The sequence below is a fragment of the Peribacillus sp. NPDC101481 genome (assembly GCF_044767165.1).
Classification (GTDB): Bacteria; Bacillota; Bacilli; order Bacillales; family DSM-1321; genus Peribacillus.
Genome location: NZ_JBIWNJ010000001.1, coordinates 1366033 through 1391649, shown reverse-complemented (window position 1 = coordinate 1391649; position 25617 = coordinate 1366033). Strand labels below are relative to the sequence as shown.

The 25617-nt window shown below is 42.5% G+C and carries 20 protein-coding genes; 19 read left to right on the top strand and 1 reads right to left on the bottom strand.

All coding sequences use genetic code 11. The annotated features are described in order from the left end of the window. Positions 1-104: 104 nt before the first annotated feature. The 9 genes from ystJ (at position 105) to aceA (ending at position 10817) form a co-directional block, all read left to right on the top strand. The gene (gene ystJ, locus ACIROD_RS06675) at positions 105-1346 is read left to right on the top strand and encodes an NADP-dependent malic enzyme (RefSeq protein ID WP_101222916.1); all 1242 of its coding nucleotides are present in this window, start codon (positions 105-107) and stop codon (positions 1344-1346) included. Between the two features lie 5 nt (positions 1347-1351). Next, a complete protein-coding gene (locus ACIROD_RS06670) occupies positions 1352-1981 on the top strand; it encodes a FadR/GntR family transcriptional regulator (RefSeq protein ID WP_101222915.1) in 630 nt (209 codons plus the stop codon). A 90-nt stretch (positions 1982-2071) separates the two neighbouring features. Continuing rightward, entirely contained in the window at positions 2072-2935 is an 864-nt protein-coding gene (gene accD / locus ACIROD_RS06665; protein ID WP_101222914.1) for an acetyl-CoA carboxylase, carboxyltransferase subunit beta, read from the top strand. Next, entirely contained in the window at positions 2932-3930 is a 999-nt protein-coding gene (gene accA, locus ACIROD_RS06660; protein WP_402938881.1) for an acetyl-CoA carboxylase carboxyl transferase subunit alpha, read from the top strand. Before accD ends, accA begins: the two co-directional genes overlap by 4 nt. A 279-nt stretch (positions 3931-4209) precedes the next feature. Continuing rightward, positions 4210-5169: a 6-phosphofructokinase gene (pfkA, locus tag ACIROD_RS06655; RefSeq protein ID WP_137018174.1), complete on the top strand. Its 960-nt coding sequence runs from the start codon at positions 4210-4212 to the stop codon at positions 5167-5169. A 120-nt stretch (positions 5170-5289) separates the two neighbouring features. Continuing rightward, a complete protein-coding gene (pyk, locus tag ACIROD_RS06650; protein ID WP_101222911.1) occupies positions 5290-7050 on the top strand; it encodes a pyruvate kinase in 1761 nt (586 codons plus the stop codon). 81 nt (positions 7051-7131) lie between these two features. Further along, the gene (locus ACIROD_RS06645) at positions 7132-7524 is read left to right on the top strand and encodes an FxsA family protein (RefSeq protein ID WP_034309123.1); all 393 of its coding nucleotides are present in this window, start codon (positions 7132-7134) and stop codon (positions 7522-7524) included. Between the two features lie 377 nt (positions 7525-7901). Then, positions 7902-9494, top strand: coding sequence for a malate synthase A (aceB, locus tag ACIROD_RS06640; protein ID WP_260358300.1), 1593 nt, complete (start codon positions 7902-7904; stop codon positions 9492-9494). A gap of 39 nt (positions 9495-9533) precedes the next feature. Further along, complete coding sequence (gene aceA / locus ACIROD_RS06635) at positions 9534-10817, top strand: isocitrate lyase (RefSeq protein ID WP_101222909.1); 1284 nt, start codon at positions 9534-9536, stop codon at positions 10815-10817. A gap of 87 nt (positions 10818-10904) precedes the next feature. On the opposite strand, the gene ytvI is transcribed toward aceA, so the two are convergent. Then, positions 10905-12029 carry a sporulation integral membrane protein YtvI gene (ytvI, locus tag ACIROD_RS06630; protein ID WP_101222908.1) on the bottom strand — a complete coding sequence of 375 codons (1125 nt, stop codon included), beginning with the start codon at positions 12027-12029 and terminating at the stop codon, positions 10905-10907. Between the two features lie 192 nt (positions 12030-12221). On the opposite strand from ytvI, the gene ACIROD_RS06625 reads away from it, so the two are divergent. The 10 genes from ACIROD_RS06625 (at position 12222) to mutM (ending at position 25557) form a co-directional block, all read left to right on the top strand. Continuing rightward, positions 12222-12683: a DUF441 domain-containing protein gene (locus ACIROD_RS06625; RefSeq protein WP_101222907.1), complete on the top strand. Its 462-nt coding sequence runs from the start codon at positions 12222-12224 to the stop codon at positions 12681-12683. 539 nt (positions 12684-13222) lie between these two features. Further along, positions 13223-14338 (top strand): citrate synthase, encoded by a 1116-nt coding sequence (gene citZ, locus ACIROD_RS06620; RefSeq protein WP_095390768.1) that lies wholly within the window; start codon positions 13223-13225, stop codon positions 14336-14338. Positions 14339-14432: 94 nt separating this feature from the next. Further along, positions 14433-15749, top strand: a complete 1317-nt coding sequence (gene icd / locus ACIROD_RS06615) for an NADP-dependent isocitrate dehydrogenase (protein ID WP_402940129.1) — start codon at positions 14433-14435, stop codon at positions 15747-15749. 122 nt (positions 15750-15871) lie between these two features. Next, positions 15872-16807 (top strand): malate dehydrogenase, encoded by a 936-nt coding sequence (gene mdh / locus ACIROD_RS06610; RefSeq protein ID WP_101222904.1) that lies wholly within the window; start codon positions 15872-15874, stop codon positions 16805-16807. 241 nt (positions 16808-17048) lie between these two features. Further along, a complete protein-coding gene (locus ACIROD_RS06605) occupies positions 17049-17768 on the top strand; it encodes a response regulator transcription factor (RefSeq protein ID WP_101222903.1) in 720 nt (239 codons plus the stop codon). Continuing rightward, on the top strand, positions 17765-19543 hold the full coding sequence (pnpS, locus tag ACIROD_RS06600; RefSeq protein ID WP_230176755.1) for a two-component system histidine kinase PnpS: 1779 nt from the start codon (positions 17765-17767) through the stop codon (positions 19541-19543). Before ACIROD_RS06605 ends, pnpS begins: the two co-directional genes overlap by 4 nt. 448 nt (positions 19544-19991) lie before the next feature. After that, a complete protein-coding gene (gene hflK, locus ACIROD_RS06595) occupies positions 19992-21026 on the top strand; it encodes an FtsH protease activity modulator HflK (RefSeq protein ID WP_230176855.1) in 1035 nt (344 codons plus the stop codon). Further along, a complete protein-coding gene (gene hflC, locus ACIROD_RS06590; RefSeq protein WP_101222900.1) occupies positions 21023-21955 on the top strand; it encodes a protease modulator HflC in 933 nt (310 codons plus the stop codon). The genes hflK and hflC overlap by 4 nt, the downstream gene beginning before the upstream one ends. A gap of 127 nt (positions 21956-22082) precedes the next feature. After that, positions 22083-24707: a DNA polymerase I gene (gene polA / locus ACIROD_RS06585; protein WP_402938875.1), complete on the top strand. Its 2625-nt coding sequence runs from the start codon at positions 22083-22085 to the stop codon at positions 24705-24707. A gap of 19 nt (positions 24708-24726) precedes the next feature. Beyond that, entirely contained in the window at positions 24727-25557 is an 831-nt protein-coding gene (gene mutM, locus ACIROD_RS06580) for a DNA-formamidopyrimidine glycosylase (RefSeq protein WP_230176758.1), read from the top strand. The last annotated feature ends 60 nt before the right edge of the window (positions 25558-25617 follow it).

Genomic DNA, 25617 nt, shown 5'->3' with positions numbered 1-25617 from the left:
CAACTTTAATAGTTATGTTATATTGAAAACAGGCCGCTGTGGTCTGACCACTAGATTTCAGCATATAAGATATGGGTTATCCAATTTGTTTTAGGAGTGAAACTATGACATTAAGAGAAGAAGCATTACATATGCACCGCTTGAATCAAGGGAAATTAGAAACAGTTTCGAAAGTACCGGTAAGGAATGCAGTAGATTTAAGCCTGGCTTATTCTCCTGGTGTCGCAGAACCGTGTAAAGATATTTACGATAAGCCGGAAACCGTCTATGACTATACAATGAAGGGGAATACTGTTGCCGTTATTTCTGATGGAACGGCTGTGTTGGGACTTGGAAACATCGGTCCGGAAGCTGCTATGCCGGTTATGGAAGGAAAAGCCGTTTTATTTAAAAGTTTCGCTGGAGTGGACGCTTTCCCAATCTGTTTAAAAACGACGGATGTGGACAAAATTGTAGAGACCGTTAAATTACTCGAACCGACTTTCGGTGGAGTGAACTTAGAGGACATAGCCGCACCAAATTGTTTTGAAATTGAAGAACGACTCAAGAAAGAAATGAATATCCCTGTTTTTCATGATGATCAGCACGGTACAGCCATTGTTACTGTTGCCGGTCTTGTGAACGCGTTACGACTTGTGAATAAATCAATGTCGGAAATTAAAGTGGTGGCGAATGGAGCAGGCGCTGCGGGCATTGCCATCATTAAATTGCTTTATAGCTATGGAGTTCGTGACATCATCATGTGTGATACGAAGGGTGCCATTTATGAGGGCCGTTCGACAGGTATGAATGATACAAAAGAACAAGTGGCGAAAGTCACCAATCGAAATAAGGTTTCAGGACCTTTGGAAACTGTCATTCAAAACGCTGATGTATTTATCGGTGTTTCTGCCGCAGGTGCTTTGACAAAAGAAATGGTTTCTTCGATGAATCGGGATGCGATCATTTTCGCGATGGCTAATCCAGATCCGGAAATCATGCCGGAAGATGCGAAAGCAGCAGGTGCCAAGGTTGTAGGAACGGGCCGTTCGGATTTCCCGAATCAGGTCAATAACGTCCTAGCTTTCCCAGGGATTTTCCGTGGTGCCTTAGATGTACGTGCAACACATATCAATGAAAAAATGAAGGTTGCAGCAGTACAAGCCATTGCCGGTTTAATACAGGAACATGAGTTAAACGAAGACTACGTTATCCCTGCTCCATTTGATGAGAGGGTAGCACCTGCCGTTGCGGCTGCTGTTGCCAAGGCAGCGATGGAAACGGGAGTGGCTAGAATTAATGTGGATCCTGAGGAAATTAAAGAAAAAACAAGGAAATTAGCGATCATTGGAAAAAGTGAGGAATAATTAATTTGGCAGGTCGTACATCTTCATCCAAAATTTATCTCGATGTAGTTGAGAGCCTACGTAGCATGATTGAAGCGGACAGCCTCCTGCCGGGAGATAAAATCCCATCAGAACGGGAGTTATCGGATCGTTTTAATGTAGGCCGTTCCTCTGTCCGTGAAGCATTGCGTGCCTTAGAGCTATTAGGATTAATAGAAACAAGGCGTGGTGAAGGGACGTTTATCAGGGATTTCCAGGAGCATAAGCTAGTCGAGCTTCTGGGAACCTTTTTTTTGCAAGATAAAAAAGTACAAGAAGATTTGTCTGAGACGAAAAGGCTGATTGAAATTGACTGTTTGCGGATCGTCGCCTTTTTCGCTACGGCTGAGGACATCAAAAGATTAATGGTCTGGGTCAAGGCGGATGAGTTTCATGATGATGATTTCTTCTTAAGGATTGCCATTTTGAATCGCAATCGATTGCTGGAAAGAATTTGGCGCATTGTCAACAGCTATGCTAGAACATCAGAGATGGTACAGGGTAATGTGAAAAAAGAAGATTATCTGTCACTTCTTACATATTTGCTCGAACGTGATGAAGAAAAAGCCATCGAAACGTATCTTATTAGAATTAGAAATATGTCGAAGGACGAGTGACACCTTTTTACACGATACTAATTTTATTTCTGATATAGTTTGTACCAAGTATCATAAAATAGATAATTGGTGGTAAAGGGAGGATTAAGCTTGCTTAAAGAGCTATTTGCGAAGTCTAAGAAGAAATATGCAACGGTTCCTTTAGATCGGGAGAAACAAGATGTACCAGAAGGAATCATGACAAAGTGCACCGGCTGTAAAAAAATCATGTATACAAAAGAATTGGTGAAAAACAAGAAAGTTTGTTTACATTGCGGGCACCACCATTCGATGTCTTCCCATGAGCGCATCGAATTTTTATTCGACGCCGGCAGTTTTAATGAATTTGATAAAGAAATGATTTCAGTTAACCCGCTTGAATTTCCGGATTATCTGGAAAAGTTGGAAAAAGATAGAAAGAAAGCCAAGATTAATGAGGCGGTTGTAACAGGAGTTGGAAGCATCAATGGGTACCAAGTTTCAACAGCCATAATGGATTCGAATTTCCGGATGGGGAGCATGGGATCCGTTGTTGGGGAAAAAATTACCCGTGCCATTGAACGTGCAGGTGAGTTGAAGATTCCGTTCATCATTTTTACCGCATCAGGCGGCGCTCGGATGCAGGAGGGTGTTTTAAGCTTGATGCAAATGGCAAAGACAAGTGCAGCACTCAAGATATTCAGCAATGAAGGTGGACTGATCATATCAATGATGACCCATCCTACCACAGGCGGGGTTTCGGCAAGTTTCGCGTCACTTGGCGATATTAATCTAGCCGAGCCTGGAGCCCTTATTGGTTTTGCGGGAAGAAGGATCATTGAACAGACGATCCATGAAGAGCTTCCTGAAGATTTCCAAACGGCTGAATTCTTGATGAAGCACGGCCAATTGGATGCGGTCGTCAAACGTACGGAAATGAAGGAAACTTTGACGACGATCCTTAAAATCCATGCCCCGGGCGGTGAATGGTTATGATTTACGAATTGGAGTTCGAGCGTCCCATTACGGACCTGAGAAATAAGATTAAAGAGCTAAAGTCAATTTCGAAGGATGCTGATGTAGATCTTACAGCTGAAATCGAAACATTGGAAAAGCGTTTAGAGAAGCTGGAAGTGGATATTTATAACAATCTTAAACCGTGGGATCGTGTTCAGATTGCCCGGCATCCAGCACGTCCGACTACGCTTGATTACATTCCGCTATTATTCAATGACTTCATCGAGTTTCATGGTGATCGTTATTATGGGGATGATGAAGCGATTGTCGCTGGAATCGCGGAATTTGATGGACTTGCCGTGACGGTCATCGGCCATCAACGAGGTAAGGATACTAAGGAAAACATCCGTCGTAACTTTGGCATGCCCCATCCTGAAGGCTACCGAAAAGCATTGCGTCTGATGAAACAGGCTGAAAAATTCAACCGGCCGATCATTTGTTTCATTGATACGAAGGGAGCTTTCCCTGGTAAAGCTGCTGAAGAGCGCGGGCAAAGTGAAGCCATTGCGAAAAACCTATTCGAAATGGCAGGGCTGAAGGTACCGGTAATCAGTATAGTCATCGGTGAAGGTGGAAGCGGAGGTGCATTGGCACTTGGCGTCGGAGACCGAATTTTCATGCTTGAGAACTCAACATATTCGGTAATTTCCCCAGAAGGGGCTGCAGCCTTGCTGTGGAAGGATGCCTCCCAGGCTAAGAGGGCTGCGGAATCGATGAAAATCACGGCTCCCGACTTAAATCGCTTAGGAGTCATTGATGAGATCATTCCTGAAGTGAGGGGCGGCGCCCATCGGGATTCGAATTTACAGGCTGAAGCCATCAAGGATATCCTGAAACGTTCATTCAAGGAACTTCTGCCATTGAACAGTGATGATCTTATCAACCGGCGTTATATGAAATTCAAGAAAATCGGTGAATATGAATTTGCAAAACAACCTGAGGGCGAACCTAAGGAAGTGGAACAGCATTCATAAACACATTTTGTAAATGGAAAAACGTGCTGCCTGGGGCAACACGTTTTTTCATCCTTTCATGGGCGCAAATGTATTCATTACCGAAACGAGTAAAGAATATGGTTTGTGTGTAGAATGTAAACTTTTACGCCATTTTACTTCAATTTCTGAAGAGAATCGGTTAGGCTTATAACATCATGTGAGCATAAGTGAAACAACTACTGCTTATTGAGGCATGAAAAAGGGTACAATGATATAATGGAGCTTGAAATTGATTAGTGCTGTAGAGAGGTGACATTTATGAAAAGAATAGGTGTATTGACAAGTGGAGGAGATTCTCCAGGAATGAATGCGGCAGTCCGAGCAGTTGTCCGGAAAGCAATTTTTCATGAAATAGAGGTCTTCGGGATTTATCATGGTTATCAGGGTCTAATAAATGGAAATATAAAGAAGCTAGAACTTGGGTCGGTCGGGGATATCATCCATCGAGGCGGAACGATGTTACATACGGCTCGCTGTCCGGAATTTAAGACAGAGGAAGGCCAGCTGAAAGCGATTGAACAATTGAATAAACTTGGTATCGAGGGCATTGTCATAATTGGTGGCGATGGTTCTTACCGCGGAGCGAAAGCTTTAACGGAAAGGGGCTTTCCTTGTATCGGAGTTCCTGGAACAATTGATAATGACATACCGGGTACGGACTTTACGATTGGTTTCGATACGGCCCTGAATACAGTCATCGATGCTATCGATAAAATTCGGGATACGGCTACTTCTCATGAAAGGACTTATGTAGTTGAAGTGATGGGAAGAGATGCCGGCGATATTGCGCTTTGGGCTGGATTGGCTGGCGGAGCTGAAACGATACTTTGTCCTGAATATGAATATGAAATAGATGATTTGATTGGAAAGCTGAACCGCGGACATGACCGAGGGAAAAAGCACAGTATCATCATAGTAGCTGAAGGTGTTGGAAGTGCCGTTGATATCTCCAGGAGTATTGAGGCGAAAGCAGGAATTGAAACCCGTGTAACTGTCCTGGGCCATGTTCAGCGCGGGGGATCTCCTTCGGCTAATGACCGGGTATTGGCAAGCCGCCTTGGAGCAAGAGCGGTTGAATTGCTTCTTGAAGGAAAAGGAGGCAGGGCTGTAGGGATAGAACAAAATCAACTTGTTGATTATGATATCATCGAAGCCCTTGCTAAACCGCATACAATTGACAAGAAGATGTATGATTTATCTGCAGAGCTATCGATTTAATCATTATTGATAGGAATTGCTTTTTAAAGAATTGGGTATTTAAATAGAGGACATAAAACACTGCGCCCCTGTCTTCAAAAGGTGGACAGGCGGCGAGTTTTCCTTAAAGGAGGATGACACATGCGTAAAACCAAGATTGTTTGTACGATTGGACCCGCGAGTGAAAGTATAGAAAAGCTGGTTCAATTAATAGAAGCAGGGATGAATGTGGCACGTCTTAACTTTTCTCATGGAAATCATGAAGAACATGCCGCTAGAATTCGCAATATAAGGGAAGCTAGCGAAAAAGCGGGTAAACAGGTTGCCATCCTGTTGGATACAAAAGGACCTGAAATACGAACAAATAATATGGAAAATGATTCTATAGAGCTTGTAGCCGGCAATGAAGTCATTATTTCCATGAATGAAGTCCTGGGAACACCTGAAAAATTCTCCATTACCTATGAAGGGCTTCTGCATGATGTCCACCCAGGATCTAAAATCCTTTTGGATGATGGATTGATCGGGCTTGAAGTGTTGAAGATAGATCAGGTAAGAAAAGAAATCCATACGAAGATCTTGAATAGCGGTACACTCAAGAACAAAAAAGGCGTGAATGTTCCTGGGGTTTCGGTAAACCTGCCTGGCATAACGGAGAAAGATGAACAGGATATCCTTTTTGGAATCGAACAGGGTATCGACTTCATTGCTGCCTCATTTGTACGCAGAGCTTCCGACGTGCTTGAAGTTAGTGAATTATTACAGCAAAATGGAGCGGAACATATTCAAATCATCCCAAAAATCGAAAATCAAGAGGGCGTAGACCGTCTTGATGAAATTTTGGAAGTTTCAGATGGCTTGATGGTAGCACGTGGAGACTTGGGAGTGGAAATTCCTGCAGAAGAAGTGCCATTAGTCCAAAAACAAATGATCAAAAAATGTAATAATGCTGGGAAACCAGTCATAACGGCTACACAAATGCTCGATTCGATGCAGCGTAACCCAAGGCCGACCCGTGCAGAAGCAAGTGACGTGGCCAATGCCATATTTGATGGAACGGATGCAATCATGCTTTCTGGCGAAACAGCTGCTGGAACCTATCCTGTCGAAGCGGTGCAAACGATGCATAACATTGCTTCACGTGCTGAAACTGCCCTTGATTATCGGGATATATTATCAGTCAGAAGCAAAGTGAACCGTCATAATGTCACTGATGCTATTGGCCAATCCGTTGCCCATACAGCGCTTAATCTTAATGCAGGGGCAATCATCACCCCTACGGAAAGCGGCCATACGGCAAGGATGATTTCCAAATACCGCCCTAAAGCACCGATCATTGCGGTTACATCCAATGATCATGTTACAAGAGGGCTTGCATTGGTTTGGGGAGTCTATCCGCAGATTGGTCCAAAAGCAACGACTACCGATGAAATGCTTCAAACCGCAATAGATGAAAGCTTGCATTCTGGCTTAGTTTCCCATGGGGATTTAGTCGTCATTACAGCCGGTGTACCTGTAGGTGAAACAGGTACGACTAACTTGATGAAAATTCATGTGTTAGGAGAGGTTCTTTTGAAGGCTCAAGGAATCGGCAGGAAATCAGCTAAAGGTGAAGTGGTTATCGCTAAGAATGCCAAGGAAGCTTTGGAAAAAGTGACGGAAGGCTCTGTATTGGTTACGATCGGTTCGGACCGCGAAATGATGCCGGCGATTGAAAAGTGTGCGGCATTGATTACTGAAGAAGGCGGTTTGACAAGCCATGCAGCTGTTGTAGGAGTCACATTGGGCATACCGGTCATCGTTGGGGCGGAGGACGCGACCAAGGTTTTCAAGGATGGTCAAAGAATAACAGTCGATGCAGGTCGCGGAGTCATTTATGATGGACATGCCAACGTACTGTAAAACGAAATTTTGGCTGATTCCGTGCCAATGAGGTAAGATGGATGTACCGCACCAGAAATGGGCTGTGCAGGAGGAATGTAGATGAAATATTTTTTAATGTTTATCATTGCGATGCCGGTCGTTGAAATTATTGTCCTTTTGCTGTCAGGCAATCTGATTGGTTTTTGGCCAACGCTGTTCCTGATTGTAGCCACAGGCTTGATCGGAGCCTATTTGGCTAAACGGCAAGGGATGGAAACATGGAAAAAGGCACAGGAACAGATTCGTTACGGTATGATGCCAGGAAATGAAATCATTGATGGAATCTGTATCTTTATCGGAGCTGCACTGTTGCTGTCCCCTGGGCTCATCTCGGATATCATGGGATTGATCCTTGTGTTTCCGCCAACCCGGAATCTCCTCAAACCGATTGTTATCCGATTTATCATGAACAGAATGAATAAAGGGAAAGTTACCATCATTCGGCATAAATAATATAAGGCTGTCTAAAGGCTCAAGCTTTTAGGCAGCCTTTTTGGTCTGGAAAAAAGGTCAAACAAAAGCATCCAAGTTTTTTATAGGGTGCTTTTTTGCTTTCATTAAAATGGGAGTTTCAATGTAAATGGATTTTCTCTGTTTCACCATAAAATGATGATTTCCATGAGAATGAAATGTGTATAATAACAGGATTTAAAAATTATTAACTCCTTGGAAACATTGGTAAAACAGGCTTTTCCATGCTAAAAAATCTTTTTTTAGATTTTTTAGAAAAAACTGGTGACAAATTTATACAACGTGTTATATAATACAAACAGGAAATAAAACAACTGTATTATAACATAGAAGAGTTGGAAAGGATGTGGAGAGGCAACATGATTACGGAAGCAAAAGGCTTACAAATTACAGGCAGCATTAAGCCAGGATATGAACAAATACTTACAACGGATGCTCTTCAATTCATTGGAAGAATTGAACGGCATTTCAGTGGAAGAAGGGCAGAACTTCTGGAACGGCGGAAAAGCGTTCAGGAAGAACTGAATCAAGGCAAGCTTCCTGATTTCCTTGAAGAAACGAAGCATATTCGTGAAAGTGATTGGACAATTGCGGCCCTTCCGAATGATTTGCAGGACCGCAGGGTTGAAATCACTGGACCTGTCGATCGTAAAATGATCATTAATGCCATGAACTCAGGTGCCAATGTATTCATGGCGGACTTTGAAGATGCCAATTCACCCACTTGGGAGAATTGCATTGATGGTCAATTGAATCTGCGCGATGCAATCCGCGGAACCATCTCATTTAAAAATCCAAATGGTAAAGTGTATGAATTAAATGAAAGAACAGCTGTCTTAAAAGTAAGGCCGCGCGGCTGGCATTTAGAGGAAAAACATGTCCTTTTGGATGGACAGCCTATATCAGCAAGCATTTTTGACTTTGGACTGTACTTTTACCACAATGCAAAAGCATTGATTGAAAAACAAAGCGGTCCATACTTTTACTTGCCAAAATTGGAAAGTCATCTCGAAGCAAGATTATGGAATGAAATATTCGTATATGCACAGAACGATTTGAGAATTCCGCAAGGAACCATCAAGGCAACGGTCTTGATAGAAACGATTCTTGCTGCATTCGAAATGGACGAAATTCTGTACGAGCTGAAAGAACATTCGGCAGGCCTGAACTGTGGCCGCTGGGACTATATCTTTAGTTTCCTGAAAAAATTCCGTCACTCGGATGATGTTATCTTCCCAGACAGGCAGCAGGTCACGATGACCGTCCCGAATATGAGGGCGTATTCCTTACTGGCAATCAAAACATGTCACACTCGTAATGCTCCTGCAATTGGCGGGATGGCCGCGCAAATTCCTGTTAAAAATGATCCGGTTAAGAACGATGAGGCTTTTGCGAAAGTAAGGGCAGATAAAGAACGCGAAGCAAGAGACGGTCATGATGGAACATGGGTTGCCCACCCAGGTATGGTAAGCACGGCAAAAGAGGTTTTTGACCTGCTCGTCCCAAAACCGAATCAAATTTTCCGAAAACGGGAAGATGTCCATGTAACAGCTCAAGAGCTACTTGCTGTACCGGAAGGAACGATTACAGAGGCAGGATTAAGGACGAATATTAACGTAGGCATCCAATATATCGCCTCTTGGCTAAGCGGCAGAGGTGCGGCACCCATCAATAACTTAATGGAAGATGCTGCAACCGCTGAAATTTCAAGGGCTCAAGTCTGGCAATGGATCCGTCATCCAAAAGGCATTCTCGAAGATGGCAGGAAAATAACCGAGGAATTATTCCATCAAATCAAAGAAGAAGAATTGGCGGTCATTAAATCGGAAGTAGGGGAAGAAACTTTCATATCAGGAAAGTTTGAAGAGTCTACTAAACTATTTGAACAATTGATTGAAGCGGATGACTTTGCAGATTTCTTAACCAACGCGGCATACGAAAAATTATCTTAATATTCAAAAAAATATAATATAAATTAGGAGGAAATAATGATGATGAATGAGAGAGCGCAAAAATTACAACAAAGCTGGGAAAATGACTCACGGTGGACTGGAATCAAGCGTCCTTATACGGCAGAAGAAGTTATTAAACTAAGGGGTTCCATCGATATTGAACAAACATTGGCACGCCGTGGTTCTGAAAAACTGTGGAATCTATTAAATACAGAGGATTTCATCAATGCATTAGGAGCATTGACTGGTAACCAAGCCATGCAGCAGGTGAAAGCTGGTTTAAAAGCAATCTACTTAAGCGGCTGGCAAGTGGCGGCAGATGCTAACATCGCAGGGCAAATGTACCCTGATCAAAGTTTATATCCAGCCAACTCCGTACCGCAAGTGGTTAAACGCATTAATCAGACACTTCAGCGTGCAGACCAAATCAGCTTTGCTGAAGGAAAAGATGATATCGATTGGTTTGCACCAATCGTGGCAGATGCTGAAGCAGGCTTTGGCGGTTCCCTTAACGTCTTCGAATTAATGAAAGGCATGATCGAAGCTGGAGCGGCAGGCGTTCACTTTGAAGACCAGCTTTCTTCCGAGAAAAAATGTGGTCACCTAGGCGGTAAAGTTCTTCTTCCAACCCAAACGGCAGTACGCAATTTAGTTTCTGCCCGATTGGCAGCCGATGTAATGGGTACACCGACTATTCTGATTGCCCGTACGGATGCTGATGCTGCAGATTTGATCACTGATGATATTGATCCGGTCGATGCACCATTCATCACGGGTGAAAGGACTCCGGAAGGATTCTACCGCACGAACGCAGGTCTTGACCAAGCAATTGCAAGAGGTCTTGCTTATGCTCCATATGCCGACCTTATCTGGTGTGAGACTTCTGAACCTAATCTAGCGGATGCTCGCCGCTTTGCCGAAGCGATCCATGCAGAGTTCCCGGGCAAACTGCTTGCTTACAATTGTTCACCATCATTTAACTGGAAAGCGAAATTAAGTGATGAAGAGATTGCCAATTATCAAGTGGAATTGGGTAAATTGGGTTACAAATTCCAATTCGTTACACTTGCAGGCTTCCATTCATTGAACCATAGCATGTTCAATCTTGCTCTTGGTTATAAAGACCGCGGCATGGCTGCATACTCAGAACTTCAACAAGCGGAGTTCGCTAGTGAGCCAGACGGCTATACAGCAACACGTCATCAGCGTGAAGTGGGAACTGGTTACTTTGATGAAGTGGCACAAGTCGTTTCTGGTGGAACATCATCCACAACAGCACTTGCAGGTTCCACTGAAACAGAACAATTTGAGACGTCAAAATAATTTTAGCGTAAAACCAAAGATCCGCCTTGTACCCGAGGCGGATTTTTAAATGGAAATCGGTGAATGCTAAGGATATTCTTGATCAACTTAAGTTGTTTTCTTTGTATCCCCGATGATGAAAGTCCATATGGCCTTGAAGACATTTGCACGCTGAAGTGTATTGAATATGACAAGCACTACAGGTCCTGCAATCAAACCTAGGAAACCGATCAATTTGAAGCCTATGAACAAGGCGATGAGAGTGGCAAGCGGATCCAAACCAATACTGGAAGAAAGTACTTTTGGTTCTATTAGCTGGCGTTGGACAACGACGATTATGTAAAGGACGGACAAACCGATTGCGAGACTTGTATTACCGGCGATGAATTCAAAGATGATCCATGGAATGAAAATCGTACCTGTCCCTAAATAGGGGATGATATCGACCAGCCCGCATATCAAGGCAATGGTAATTGAATAATTCACCCCTAAAATGAGAAATCCGATTAAAATCGTGACAGTCGTCAATGAAACAAGAGTGAATTGTGCCCGGATAAACCCGAACAAAGCCCTTTTTAAATCCTTGAATAAACGCTTTGCACCTGCAAAAATCTTATCAGGCAACACTTTTCCGGTCATTCGGCCAAAGGTATCCCAATCTTTGCTGATGAAGAAAGTGCCCAGCAGGGTAAAAAGGAGTGCTGTTGCTGTAGTTGGAAACCATCCGATGATTGTGGGGATGTTCTTCAAGAAAGCTTGAATGAAGCCGCTTACTCCGGTAGTGATGGACTCACCGATATTTTGGATGTTCTTGAGGACGGTGTCTTGCTGTTCGATATCCAAATTATTGAACATGGCAGCTATTTGATTATATAAAGGGATGATGGTGGACGCTATGTATGTTTCTATATAATCCACTATGGTTTCAATGTGTTTCGGGATGACTCCGGCAAGGTAATTGGTTCCTGAAATGATCTCGGCAACAAGTAAAGTGATAAGACCTGCAAATAAAAGGAAAATGAGTAACAGGGAAACGAATACAGCCAATCCTCGGGGCAGCCTCCCTTTCCTTTCGAAAAAAGTGACCAGGGGATTCATCAAGAAAGCGATTATCATGGCAATGATGAATGGATATGTATATTTAGATAAATAAAACACGGCAATCCCGCCTAAAATAACCCCTCCAACGACCAGTAAAGAGCGAATGAAACGATACATATATACCGGATTCAAGTCATATCCTCCTTCAATCATAAAGTTTGTATTATAATTGTAACGATGATGGAAAAGAAAGGAAAGATTCTTTCATCTTTCGGCTTAACTTTTTTCGCCGATACATCGTTCCATAAATCATTTTTCTCCTAGGAAACAAGGGAGTTTGTTATGTTAAAATAACAAAAAAGAAAGGAAGAAGGTGAAGGGATAATGATCAACGGTCCTGTCGTATTTTTAATTCTGCTTGCTGCAATAGGTTGGTTTGGGAAAAATACTTCACTGATCATGGCTGCGGGTTTTCTTTTAATCATGAAACTGATTGGCCTTGATGCCAAAGTGTTTCCATACCTGGAAGCGAAAGGAATCAACCTGGGCGTTACGATCATTACGATTTCCGTACTGATACCAATAGCAAACGGGGCGATAGGTTTCAAGGAACTAGGAGACGCGATAAAATCTCCTTATGCCTGGATTGCGCTTGCATCTGGAATAGCCGTTGCGCTCATAGCAAAAAATGGGATTACGCTCCTATCACATGATCCGCACATTACCACGGCTCTTGTTTTTGGGACGATTCTTGCGGTCGCATTATTCAAAGGTGTGGCTGTCGGTCCGTTAATCGGGGCGGGAATTGCTTATTTATGCATGCAGATATTCAATTTCTTTAAATGAAGCGAATGGCTAATGGCTTAAAAGTCCGTCAGTCCCGGTAATATAAATTTTCTATTTAATGTTTCATTTATTCTGCCTTGGGACAAATTTTCAAAAAAACCGTATTGAATCGCATTAAAATAAGCAAGAGAATATGTAGCTAATTTTTCTAATAAAATAATAATTTTTTCACATTTTAAGTGCTTTTCATTCCCAAAAAAGTGTTTATTGTTTATAATAATCATGTAACTGCTCTGATTTATTAAAATTGGGATTCGGAATATCATTGATATTTTTGAGGAATCTTAAAAAAAAGATGTAGTTATTGAGCAAGCGCTCACTAGGAATAGCTACAAGCATTATTTTTAGAATTTCGTATTAAAGATTATCGTACATTTTATATTGTTGGGGTCATATTCTGTGAACGCTTCCAATACAAGGTGTATGTCTTCTGCTAAAAAATAGATGGTTGTTTATAAAAGCTAATTTCTTGGAAGCGCTACATTTATACGCTAATAGCAAGGGCATAGGGGAATATCTAGGAAAAGGAGAGATTTAGTATGACAGCAACAAAAGGTCTTGAAGGTGTGGTAGCAACAACTTCATCAGTAAGCTCCATTATCGATGACACATTAACGTATGTAGGATATGACATCGATGATTTAGCTTCAAACGCAACATTCGAGGAAGTAATCTATCTTTTATGGCACGGAGCTCTTCCGAACAAAAGCCAACTAGAAGAATTAACTAAACAACTTGCTGAAAATGCTGAAATTCCAGCTGAAGTGGTTAATCACTTCAAAACATACCCAATTGATAAAGTACATCCAATGGGAGCTCTTCGCACTGCAGTATCTCTACTTGGTCTTTATGATGAAGAAGCAGATGTAATGAGTGAAGACGCTAACTATCGTAAAGCAATCCGCATCCAAGCAAAAATCCCTACATTGGTAACAACTTTCGCTCGCGTCCGTCAAGGGAAAGAAGCTGTTGCTCCACGTACAGATTTAAGCTTTGCTGCTAACTTCTTATATATGTTAAGCGGTAACGAACCAACGGCAATCGAAGAAGAAGCATTCAACAAAGCATTGGTTCTTCATGCTGACCATGAATTAAACGCTTCTACATTCACTGCACGCGTTTGTGTGGCTACATTAGCTGATATCTATTCTGGTGTAACTGCTGCGATCGGCGCTTTAAAAGGCCCTCTTCACGGCGGAGCTAACGAACAAGTCATGAAAATGCTTACAGAAATTGGTTCAGTTGATAACGTTGAGCCATATATCAACGAAAAATTAGCCAATAAAGAAAAAATCATGGGCTTTGGCCACCGTGTATACCGTAAAGGTGATCCTCGTGCTAAACACCTTAAAGAAATGTCACAAAAACTGACTGAACTTACTGGACAACCGCAATATTATGATATGTCCATCAAAATTCATGAAATCGTAACCGGTCAAAAGAACCTTCCGCCGAACGTGGATTTCTATTCTGCTTCTGTATACCATAGTTTAGGTATCGAGCATGACCTATTTACACCAATCTTTGCTGTAAGCCGTGCTTCAGGCTGGATCGCTCATATCCTTGAGCAATATTCAAACAACCGCCTTATCCGTCCGCGTGCAGAGTATGTTGGACCAGGTATGCAAAAATACGTACCGATTGAAAACCGCTAATTTAAATTTTTTCGAAAAATCATTTTTTATTTCATCGAATTTGTAGTAAATTAATAGATGTGAGTAAAAAAGGTTAGTGGTTCTGCCTTATTTAATGGCAGGCCATCTAACCTTTGAATTTGAATCGGAGGTAAGAGACATGACACAAAGCCAAAAAATCACAGTTACTAACGGTGCTCTTAACGTACCAAACAATCCAATCGTTCCTTATATTGAGGGAGACGGAATCGGTCCTGACATCTGGGCTGCAGCATCCCGCGTTTTAGACGCAGCAGTTGAAAAAGCTTACAATGGCGAAAAGAAAATCGAATGGAAAGAAGTTTTAGCTGGACAAAAAGCATTTGACCAAACGGGCGAATGGCTTCCACAAGAAACTCTTGATGTCATTAACGAATATCTAATTGCTATTAAAGGACCTCTTACAACTCCAATCGGCGGCGGTATCCGTTCATTGAACGTTGCATTGCGTCAAGTTTTGGACTTATTCGTATGTCTTCGTCCAGTACGTTACTTTGAAGGTGTACCTTCACCAGTTAAACGTCCAGAAGACACTGACATGGTCATCTTCCGTGAAAACACTGAAGACATCTATGCTGGTATCGAATATGCAAAAGGTTCTGACGAAGCTAAGAAATTGATCGATTTCCTGCAAAATGAATTCGGTGTTACAAACATCCGTTTCCCTGAAACTTCAGGTATCGGAATCAAACCGATTTCCGAGGAAGGAACAAAACGTCTTGTTCGCTCTGCACTTAACTATGCGATCAAAGAAGGCCGTAAGTCATTAACGCTTGTTCATAAAGGTAACATCATGAAATTCACGGAAGGTGCATTCAAAACTTGGGGTTATGAAGTTGCAGAACAAGAATTCGCCGATAAAGTGTTCACATGGAACCAATATGACAAAATTAAAGATGCTGAAGGCACTGAAGCTGCTAACAAAGCACAATCCGCTGCTGAAGCTGAAGGCAAAATCATCGTTAAGGATTCCATTGCTGATATCTTCTTACAACAAATCCTGACTCGTCCTAAAGAGTTTGATGTTGTTGCAACAATGAACTTGAACGGAGATTACATTTCTGATGCATTAGCTGCACAAGTTGGCGGAATCGGTATCGCTCCAGGAGCAAACATCAACTACGAAACTGGACATGCCATCTTCGAAGCAACTCACGGAACGGCTCCTAAATATGCTGGTCTTGATAAAGTTAACCCATCTTCAGTTCTTCTTTCAGGCGTTCTTTTACTTGAGCACCTTGGCTGGAACGAAGCTGCAAACAGCATCACGAAATCAGTGGAACAAACAATCGCTTCTAAAGTTGTTACATACGACTTTGCCCGCCTAATGGAAGGTGCAACAGAAGTTAAATGTTCTGAGTTCGCAGACGAGCTTATTAAAAACCTTAAATAATTCATTGTATGCTTTCTGGAAAAGTGCCTGAACGGGCTGCTTTTCCAGGAGGCTTATATATATTTTCAAGAGAATGTTAAAAGTATTCCAAAAGTATTTATATATTTTAAGGAGGAAATAACATGTCTAAACGTAAAAAAATCACAGTGGTAGGTGCCGGATTCACTGGCGCTACAGCAGCATTCCTGGCAGCTCAAAAAGAACTTGGTGATATCGTTTTGGTTGATATTCCGCAAGCTGAAAACCCTACAAAAGGTAAAGCCCTTGATATGGCGGAAGCAGGACCTGTTCTAGGTTTCGATGCTAATATCACCGGTACATCCGACTATGCAGAAACTGCTGATTCCGATGTAGTGATCATCACAGCCGGAATTGCCCGTAAGCCCGGCATGAGCCGTGACGACTTAGTTCAAACTAACCAAAAGGTCATGAAATCAGTAACAAAAGAAGTAGTTAAATATTCCCCTAATACAACAATCATCGTTTTGACTAACCCTGTAGATGCAATGACTTACACTGTATACAAAGAATCTGGTTTCCCTAAAGAACGCGTTATCGGTCAATCAGGTGTACTTGATACAGCTCGTTTCCGCACTTTCGTTGCTCAAGAATTAAACTTATCCGTTAAAGATGTAACTGGTTTCGTACTTGGCGGACACGGAGACGATATGGTACCTCTAGTGCGTTACTCTTATGCAGGCGGAATTCCTTTGGAAACATTGATCCCTCAAGATCGTTTAGAAGCAATAGTAGCTCGTACCCGCACTGGCGGCGGAGAAATCGTAAACCTTCTTGGAAACGGAAGCGCATATTATGCACCAGCTGCATCTCTTGTGGAAATGGCTGAAGCAATACTTAAAGACCAACGTCGCGTTCTTCCATCCATCGCTTATCTTGAAGGTGAATACGGCTTTGAAGGTATTTACCTAGGAGTGCCGACTGTACTTGGTGCAAACGGTATTGAACAAATCATCGAACTTGATTTGACTGAAGATGAAAAGGCTGCACTTTCGAAATCAGTCGAATCTGTTAAAGCTGTTATGCAAGTCCTTCAATAAGAGAGATCATATAGACTGCCCGGATATTGGAAGAACAGGCCAAGGCCTTTTTCCGACTCCGGGCAGTTTTTTAATCCGCTTCAAAAGAATCCTGGAACTAATAATCTCCCTGCTGAAGATAGGAATAACTTTATTTCAGTTTTTTTTATGTGTAATTTTCATATAATATTCTTTATAATGGAATTGGATGAGTAGACCAAGGAATTGGTCTTTTGGGTAATACATAATTCAGGAGGATCTAATGTCAAAGAAAATTCTCGTAGTGGATGATGAGCAATCAATAGTTACCTTACTTCAGTACAATTTAGAACAATCAGGCTATACGGTTATCACAGCTTTGGATGGAGAACAGGGGCTGGAGGCTGCCGTGGATATACGCCCCGATTTAGTGGTATTGGATTTGATGCTGCCTAAAATGGACGGGCTTGAAGTATGTAAGCAGCTTCGCCAGCAAAAAATCAATATACCGATCTTGATGCTGACAGCTAAGGACGATGAATTTGACAAGGTGCTGGGGCTGGAACTAGGTGCGGATGATTACTTGACCAAGCCATTTAGTCCCAGGGAGGTAGTGGCCCGGATTAAAGCCATTTTAAGAAGATCCCAGTTGCAATCGAACGGAAGTGAGTCAAGTCAGGATCAGGAAGATGGTCTCTTGAAATTAGGGGAATTGAAAGTGTTCCCAGAACGATACGAAGCATTCTTTGATGAACAGCAATTAGAATTGACTCCAAAGGAATTTGAATTACTTTTATACTTGGCGAAGAATAAAGGAAGAGTACTGACCAGGGATCAACTGCTCAGTGCGGTATGGAATTATGATTTCGCGGGAGACTCACGGATCGTCGATGTCCATATCAGCCATCTTCGTGAAAAAATAGAGAAAGATACAAAAAAACCTCTCTATATTAAAACGATAAGGGGCTTGGGGTATAAGCTTGAGGAGCCTAAAAAAGAATGACGACCTATCGTAAAAAGCTCTTATATACCCTCATCACATTGGTGATGGTCGTCCTGATGGCCGTGGGCTTTTTATTAGGACACTTGTTCAAAAGTTATTATATTAAAACGTTCAATGAGCGTATACAGAACGAAACATTTTTCATTTCTACATATATTCAGGAGCATGGCGGAATCGAGTCCTTTTTGGAAAAAGGGAAGACGGCAAAATTGACACCCCTTTTAGATTCGAATTTAACCATTCTCTCCAAGAGTGGGGAAATATTATACGATTCCACATCATCCAATGAAATACTTAAAAGCCACGCTAATGTCCTTCGCAAAATAACATTGGAAAAAGGGCTTAAGCATGGGGAAGGGTATGAAGTGGTCGAAGGGGAATCGGACCTCCATTATTATTGGAAGACGGTTGAAAAGGACGGCGAAATTGAAGGCTTTGTCGTCCATAGCAATGAAATAGAGGCCATCCATCAAGTAAATAAACAAATGTGGCAAATATTGATCATTTGTTTAGGGGTTGCCTTGATCATCATTCTCATGCTTGCGAGCAAAATCACTTCATATTATACCCGTCCGATCGAAGAGGCGACGATGGCAGCCATTGAATTGGCAAAAGGGAATTACGGAACCCGGACATTCGGGCGGCATTCCGATGAAACGGGAATGCTGACAACTTCCTTGAACATATTGGCGAGGAACCTTCAGGAAACAGAGGTAGCGAGGGAAATGAATCAGGATCGTTTGGAAGCGCTTGTTGAAAATATCGGTAGTGGAGTCTTGCTGATAGACAGTAAAGGGTATACGACCTTAATCAACCGGGAATTCAAGAAAAGCTTCCATGTGAACGCCGCTACGTTTTTGTTCCAGGAATATTATTCGGTCATTAAAGATCAGGAAGTGATAGCCATCATCGAAGAGATCTTTCGAACGGAAAAAACGATAAAACGACAGGTGAAGATACCGCTTGCCATAGAACGTAAGCATTTTGAGATTTACGGGGCTCCCATTATCGGGAATCATGATGAATGGAAGGGGATCCTCCTCATTTTCCATGATATCACCGAATTGAAAAGGCTCGAGCAGATGCGAAAGGATTTCGTCGCTAATGTGTCCCATGAATTGAGGACTCCGATCACATCCATTAAAGGTTTTTCTGAAACATTGTTAGATGGCGCACTAAAAGACGAAAAGACCCTAAAGCACTTTTTATCGATTATCCTGAAAGAAAGTGACCGGCTGCAAGAACTCATTCAGGAGCTTCTGAATTTATCCAAAATGGAGCAACAGGAATTTGTTTTAAACGCAGGGGTCGTGGATATTACCAAAGTGCTTGGCGAAATACAAGAGATGCTTATAGGCAAGCTGAAGGAAAAAGAAGTATCCCTTGAAATTAAAACATCACCGGAACCAGTATTCATTGAAGGGGAATCTGACAGGATCAAACAGGTTTTCATCAATTTGATTACGAACGCATTGACCTATACACCAAATGGCGGCAGGGTCAGCGTTGATATCATTGAAAATGAACAGACGGTCGATATTGCAGTTCAAGACAGCGGGATCGGCATCGAAGAAAAAGAACTGCCAAGGATCTTTGAACGATTTTACCGAATTGATAAGGCGAGGAGCCGCGATTCTGGAGGAACGGGCATTGGACTGGCAATCGTCAAGCATATAATTGAAGTCCATAAAGGTAAAATCAACGTCGAAAGCATACCTGGAACAGGGACGACTTTTACAGTCACTTTAAATAAAAGCTTAAAAGGGAAAATGTAGCGGGTTTCTTATTTACAAGTCCTTTACAATTCCTTAAAACTGACTTCATAATGAAGGGGTACAATGGTTGTACAACCCCTCATCCAAGGAGTTAAACATTGACAGAGACATAGTCTCTGTTTGATTTTTTTTGTATAAGTTCAATCTAAATTTTAAAGCAAAGATGATCGGAACAGGTGAGCGAAACTCCTGTAGGAATAGCCCGTCCAAGGAGTCCCCTTAAGCGCAAAGGGCTGACCGGCCGCGGGAAAGCGAGTGCCCAACGTTCCAATTGTACAAAACCCTTAAAAACTTTAGACAGAGACATATTCTCTGTCTTTTAATTTTGGCTATATTCCCCGGGAACCATTCCTCTTTCCTATTTTTCTAGGAAAATATTTGATTTTCATGAAACTTTAGGCCCTTTCTTGCGTAAATAAGATATAACTGCAAAGAAGGGGTGATACATATCGTTAGCTTAAAAAGGATATATACGATCACAGGTCTTGTCTTTCTTATTTTAATTTTAGGTGTAGTTGCGATATCGACCTGGTACACGGTTGATGAATCCGATCAAGCTGTCATAATGACGTTTGGTAAAGTGGAGGAGACGATAACGGAACCAGGACTTCACTTTAAACTGCCTTGGCCCATTCAATCGGTTGAGAAATTATCTAAAGAAACATTCAGTCTTAAATTTGGATATAAAGAAGAGGATGGAGAGGTGACGAATTACCCGAGTGAAACCAAAATGATTACGGGTGATGAAAATATTGTGCTTGCCGACCTAGTGGTTCAGTGGAAAATCACCGACCCTCCAAAATATCTATACAATGCAGATGACCCGGAAAAAATTTTATATGATACGACTTCAGCTGCATTACGGAGCATTATCGGCAGCACGAAAATCGATGATGCCCTTACATCTGGAAAAGCGCAAATCGAAGCGGATGTACGCGATTTATTGTCACAGCTAATGGAGAAATATGATGTCGGGATTTCCATATCTGCGGTTAAACTCCAGGACGTGGAGTTACCGAATGAAGAAGTGCGGAAAGCATTTACCAATGTAACGGATGCCCGGGAAACGGCGAATACGAAAATCAACGAAGCGGATAAATATGAAAATAAGCGTATGAATGAAGCGGAAGGGGAAAAAGATGCCCTCATTTCTCAGGCTAATGGGGATAAAGCTGCCCGTACGGAAGCTGCCCGCGGGGATGTAGCGGTCTTTGAAAAATTACTCAGTGAGTATAAGGGCAATAAGGGGATTACGAAGGACCGCCTTATTATTGAGACCCTTGAGGAAGTATTGCCGAATGCAGAGATTTATATTATGAATGATGATGGAAACACAATGAAGTACTTGCCGCTTCGCTCGCTTGAAAAGGAGGAAACAAAAAAAACACCTGCCCCTGATGAAGCCGCTATACCTGAAGAAGAAACGAAAAAAGGGAATGGATCGGAAGAAAAAGCGACAGGGGAAGGGGGCGCTAAACAATGAGCGGAAAAATAGTAGATTTCTCTGAACTCAAAAAAGGGAATTTTCATTGGAGGGGCTATGTGAGATTCGGCATTTTCCTGATTATCATCATCGCTCTGCTGCTAATCATCTTCACCAATGTATATATCGTCAAAGAGGGAGAATATAAAGTCGTCCGCCAATTCGGTGAGGTTGTAAGGATCGATAAGACCCCGGGATTGAAAGCGAAGGTGCCATTTATTCAGAGTGTCGTGACATTGCCGAAGTATCAGATGAGTTCTGATGTTTCAGAAGCGGAAATCAATACGAAAGATAAAAAGCGGATGCTGATCGACAACTATGCCGTTTGGAGAATAGAAGATCCGAAGAAATTGATTACAAATGCAAGGACACTTGAGAATGCCGAAACGAAAATGGAAGAGTTCATCTATTCGGCAGTTCGTTCGGAGCTGGGCCAGCTGAATTATGATGAAATCATCAATGATGAGAAGTCATCCAGGGGAAGTTTAAACGACCGCATAACCGAAAAAGTCAACGATCTGCTGCAAAAGGACAGTTATGGCATAAGCTTGACGGATGTCCGGATAAAGCGGACTGACCTGCCCGCCGAAAACGAAGCGTCCGTCTTCAAGAGGATGATTTCAGAGCGGGAATCGAAAGCGCAAGAATACCTTTCCAAAGGTGATGCGAAGAAAAACCGGATCATTGCGGATACTGATAGGAAAGTGAAAGAATTGCTCTCTACTGCAGAGGCTGATGCAGAAGTGATCAGGGCTGAAGGAGAAGGGGAAGCAGCGAAAATCTATAATAAGTCGTTTTCCAAAGATCCCGAATTCTATAAACTATACCGGACTCTAGAATCCTACAAAAAAACGATCGGAGATCAAACTGTAATCGTTCTTCCTTCGGATTCCCCATATGCCAGCTTGTTAATGGGAAATACTAAATAACCTTGATGCCGTCATTTTTCTTTCCGCTTCTACTCATGGTAGAATAGAGAAGGAAAATGGACGGCTTTTTGCGTTTTTATATAGAAGCTATAACTACATAAACCTGTATGACTGGAGGAAGACGGATTTGGATAAAAAGCTAGTACTAATAGATGGAAATAGCATAGCATACCGTGCGTTTTTTGCGCTTCCGCTCTTGAATAATGATAAGGGGGTCCATACCAATTCCGTGTACGGATTCACCATGATGCTCAACCGCATTCTTGAAGAAGAAAAGCCAACGCACATACTTGTGGCATTCGATGCGGGTAAAACGACATTCAGACATGCATCATTTAAAGAATATAAGGGAGGGCGCCAAAAAACGCCGCCAGAATTATCGGAGCAATTCCCTTTCATTCGCGAGCTGCTTGATTGTTTTCAAATAAAAAGGTATGAACTGGAGAACTACGAAGCCGATGATATTATCGGTACGCTTTCTTTGCAAGCGGAAAAAGATGGTTTTGAAGTGAAGGTCATTTCCGGTGATAAGGATTTAACGCAATTATCCTCCCCTAGTACGACGGTTTCCATCACGAAAAAGGGGATTACTGAAATTGAGGAATACACTCCAAAGCATATACATGAAAAATACGGTCTTTCCCCTTTGCAAATCATTGATTTAAAAGGGCTGATGGGAGATGCCTCTGACAATATTCCCGGTATTCCGGGAGTTGGTGAAAAGACTGCCCTTAAATTATTGCATCAATTTGAAACAGTTGAAAACCTTTTGCAGTCGATTGATGAGGTAAGCGGACAGAAATTGAAAGAGAAAATAGAAGAACATAAAGACCTGGCCCTATTAAGCAAAGAGTTGGCTACAATAACGAGGGAAGCGCCGCTTGAAGTTTCCGTAAACGAGACTGAGTATACTGGCATGGATCAGGATCGAGTCATCTCATTCTATAAAGAGCTTGGCTTTTCGACTTTGCTTGATAAATTGGATGTAACGGAAAGTGCGCCGCTTGAACAGGAGAAGATTGAGGTTCACTCGGCTGAAATGACAGAAGGAATGTTTGCCGATGAGAGTGCTTTGTATGTTGAAATTTTAGAAGATAATTATCATCGTGCCGATATAATAGGAATCGCCATCAGTAATGAACAAGGTCATTTTTACTTCCATGGAGATGATGCCCTGAATTCCGGGGCCTTTAAATCCTGGGCAGAGGATGAAACAAAAAAGAAAACGGTTTTCGATGCGAAGCGTACGGTTGTGGCACTTCGCCATCGAGGAGTCGAAATAAAAGGCATCGATTTTGATGTGTTTTTGGCATCCTATATCCTGGATCCGGCAGAGTCAGTGGACGAAGTGGCTGAAATCACGAAAACTCAAGGTACTATCCGCCTTGAAACGGATGATGTTTTTTATGGAAAAGGTGCAAAACGCAAAATACCTGAGGAAGCGGAATTGAGGGAGCATATCGCCAGAAAAGCGAAGGCGATTTCGTCCCTGAAAGAACCGATGATCGATAAACTGCAAGAGTTCGAGCAATTTCACCTATTTACGGAACTGGAGCTGCCACTATCGATAATCCTGGCCAATATGGAATGGCAGGGAATCAAGGTGGATATAGGCCGACTGAAAAACATGGGACAGGAATTAGCCATTCGCTTAAGAAACATCGAGGCACGAATTTTTGATTTGGCTGGAGAGGCGTTCAATATCAATTCACCTAAACAGCTTGGGGCCATCCTGTTTGAAAAGTTGGAGCTTCCTGTCATGAAGAAAACCAAAACAGGTTATTCGACGTCAGCCGATGTGCTGGAAAAACTGGAGAGCAAGCATGATATCGTTAAGGAGATACTATTGTATCGCCAGCTTGGTAAGTTGCAATCCACTTATATTGAGGGGTTGCTTAAGGTGGTCAATGGCAAAACGGACAAGGTGCACACCCGGTTCAACCAAGCATTGACCCAGACCGGCCGGTTAAGCTCAACAGATCCCAATCTTCAGAATATCCCGATCAGACTGGAAGAAGGAAGGAAAATCAGGCAGGCCTTCATTCCTTCCGAAAAGGATTGGATCATTTTTGCTGCCGACTACTCCCAGATCGAATTGCGCGTTCTGGCGCATATCGCCAATGACAGCGGATTGGTGGAAGCATTCCAGGCCGGGATGGACATCCATACAAAGACAGCCATGGATGTGTTCCATGTATCGGGAGAGGAAGTCACTTCGAACATGAGGCGCCATGCCAAAGCGGTCAACTTCGGAATCGTTTATGGTATAAGTGATTACGGGCTATCGCAAAGTCTTGGCATCACAAGAAAAGAAGCTGGAGAGTTCATCGAGAAGTATTTAAGAAGCTTTCCTGGTGTTCAGGAATATATGGAAGAAAGCATACATGAGGCCCGTCAAAAAGGATATAGCACGACTCTGATGCAAAGAAGGCGCTATATACCTGAGATAACAAGCAGGAATTTCAACATAAGGAGCTTTGCCGAACGGACAGCAATGAACACGCCGATTCAGGGCAGCGCCGCGGATATCATCAAGCTTGCCATGATAAACATGAATAAGCGCCTGAAAAGTGAAGGGCTTAAAACGAGAATGCTTCTTCAGGTGCATGATGAATTGATTTTTGAAACCCCTCCTGAGGAACTGGAAATCCTTAAAGTGATCGTCCCGGAGGAAATGGAAAGTGCCATTGAATTGAACGTGCCCCTTAAAGTGGACTATGCTTTCGGGCCAACATGGTTTGATGCCAAATAATAAAAGATAGGTGATTGCAATGCCAGAACTTCCAGAAGTGGAAACAGTCAGAAGAACGTTAGAGCAGCTCGTACTCGGAAAAGAGATCAAGGAAGTGTCCGTCTTTTGGCCAAAGATCATTAAAGCGCCTGAACCTGTCGAACAGTTTCAGGATGCTTTAAGGGGACAGACGATAAGGGGAATAGGCCGTCGGGGCAAGTTCCTCATTTTCACCTTGGATGATTATTCGATGGTTTCGCATTTAAGAATGGAAGGGAAATACGGCGTGCATCCAAAAGAAGAGCCGTATGATAAGCATACCCATGTGATCTTCACATTCACTGATGGCAGTGAACTTCGGTACAGGGATGTCCGGAAATTCGGAACGATGCATCTATTTGCCAAAGGGGAAGAACTTGATCGGCTGCCCCTTTTGCATTTAGGGCCGGAACCTTTGTCTGAAGATTTTACTGTCGAGGGGCTAAGTAGGAAGCTGGCAAGAACCAACAGGAAAATCAAGCCCGTTCTCCTTGATCAAACGGTTGTCGTCGGGATTGGGAATATATATGTGGATGAGTCGTTATTCCGCTCCCGTATTCATCCAGAGAGAATCGCTTCTTCACTTTCATTGCAGGAAATCAAGACGTTGCATGGAGAAATCATTGCGACTTTAGGGGAAGCTGTGGAAAAAGGCGGAAGTACGATTCGTTCATACATTAATTCCCAAGGGCAAATCGGCATGTTTCAGTTGGAATTGAATGTTTATGGACGTAAGGGCGAGAACTGCAAAACATGCGGCACGCCCCTTGAGAAACTGGTTGTTGCAGGACGCGGTACACATATTTGCCCGTTATGCCAGCCGCTTAAATAGGTAATGTTTTTTCTAACACATCGGATGGGCTCCTTCCATATACTAGGGTAGCAACGAGTA

Excerpts from the sequence above, each read along its gene's own strand:
- citZ (WP_095390768.1), top strand. The coding sequence starts at position 13,223 with ATGACAGCAACAAAAGGTCTTGAAGGTGTGGTAGCAACAACTTCATCA.
- hflC (WP_101222900.1), top strand. The coding sequence starts at position 21,023 with ATGAGCGGAAAAATAGTAGATTTCTCTGAACTCAAAAAAGGGAATTTT.
- ACIROD_RS06625 (WP_101222907.1), top strand. The coding sequence starts at position 12,222 with ATGATCAACGGTCCTGTCGTATTTTTAATTCTGCTTGCTGCAATAGGT.
- pyk (WP_101222911.1), top strand. The coding sequence starts at position 5,290 with ATGCGTAAAACCAAGATTGTTTGTACGATTGGACCCGCGAGTGAAAGT.
- pnpS (WP_230176755.1), top strand. The coding sequence starts at position 17,765 with ATGACGACCTATCGTAAAAAGCTCTTATATACCCTCATCACATTGGTG.
- ystJ (WP_101222916.1), top strand. The coding sequence starts at position 105 with ATGACATTAAGAGAAGAAGCATTACATATGCACCGCTTGAATCAAGGG.
- ACIROD_RS06605 (WP_101222903.1), top strand. The coding sequence starts at position 17,049 with ATGTCAAAGAAAATTCTCGTAGTGGATGATGAGCAATCAATAGTTACC.
- mdh (WP_101222904.1), top strand. The coding sequence starts at position 15,872 with ATGTCTAAACGTAAAAAAATCACAGTGGTAGGTGCCGGATTCACTGGC.
- icd (WP_402940129.1), top strand. The coding sequence starts at position 14,433 with ATGGCAGGCCATCTAACCTTTGAATTTGAATCGGAGGTAAGAGACATG.
- aceA (WP_101222909.1), top strand. The coding sequence starts at position 9,534 with ATGATGAATGAGAGAGCGCAAAAATTACAACAAAGCTGGGAAAATGAC.
- accA (WP_402938881.1), top strand. The coding sequence starts at position 2,932 with ATGATTTACGAATTGGAGTTCGAGCGTCCCATTACGGACCTGAGAAAT.
- ACIROD_RS06645 (WP_034309123.1), top strand. The coding sequence starts at position 7,132 with ATGAAATATTTTTTAATGTTTATCATTGCGATGCCGGTCGTTGAAATT.
- pfkA (WP_137018174.1), top strand. The coding sequence starts at position 4,210 with ATGAAAAGAATAGGTGTATTGACAAGTGGAGGAGATTCTCCAGGAATG.
- mutM (WP_230176758.1), top strand. The coding sequence starts at position 24,727 with ATGCCAGAACTTCCAGAAGTGGAAACAGTCAGAAGAACGTTAGAGCAG.
- aceB (WP_260358300.1), top strand. The coding sequence starts at position 7,902 with ATGATTACGGAAGCAAAAGGCTTACAAATTACAGGCAGCATTAAGCCA.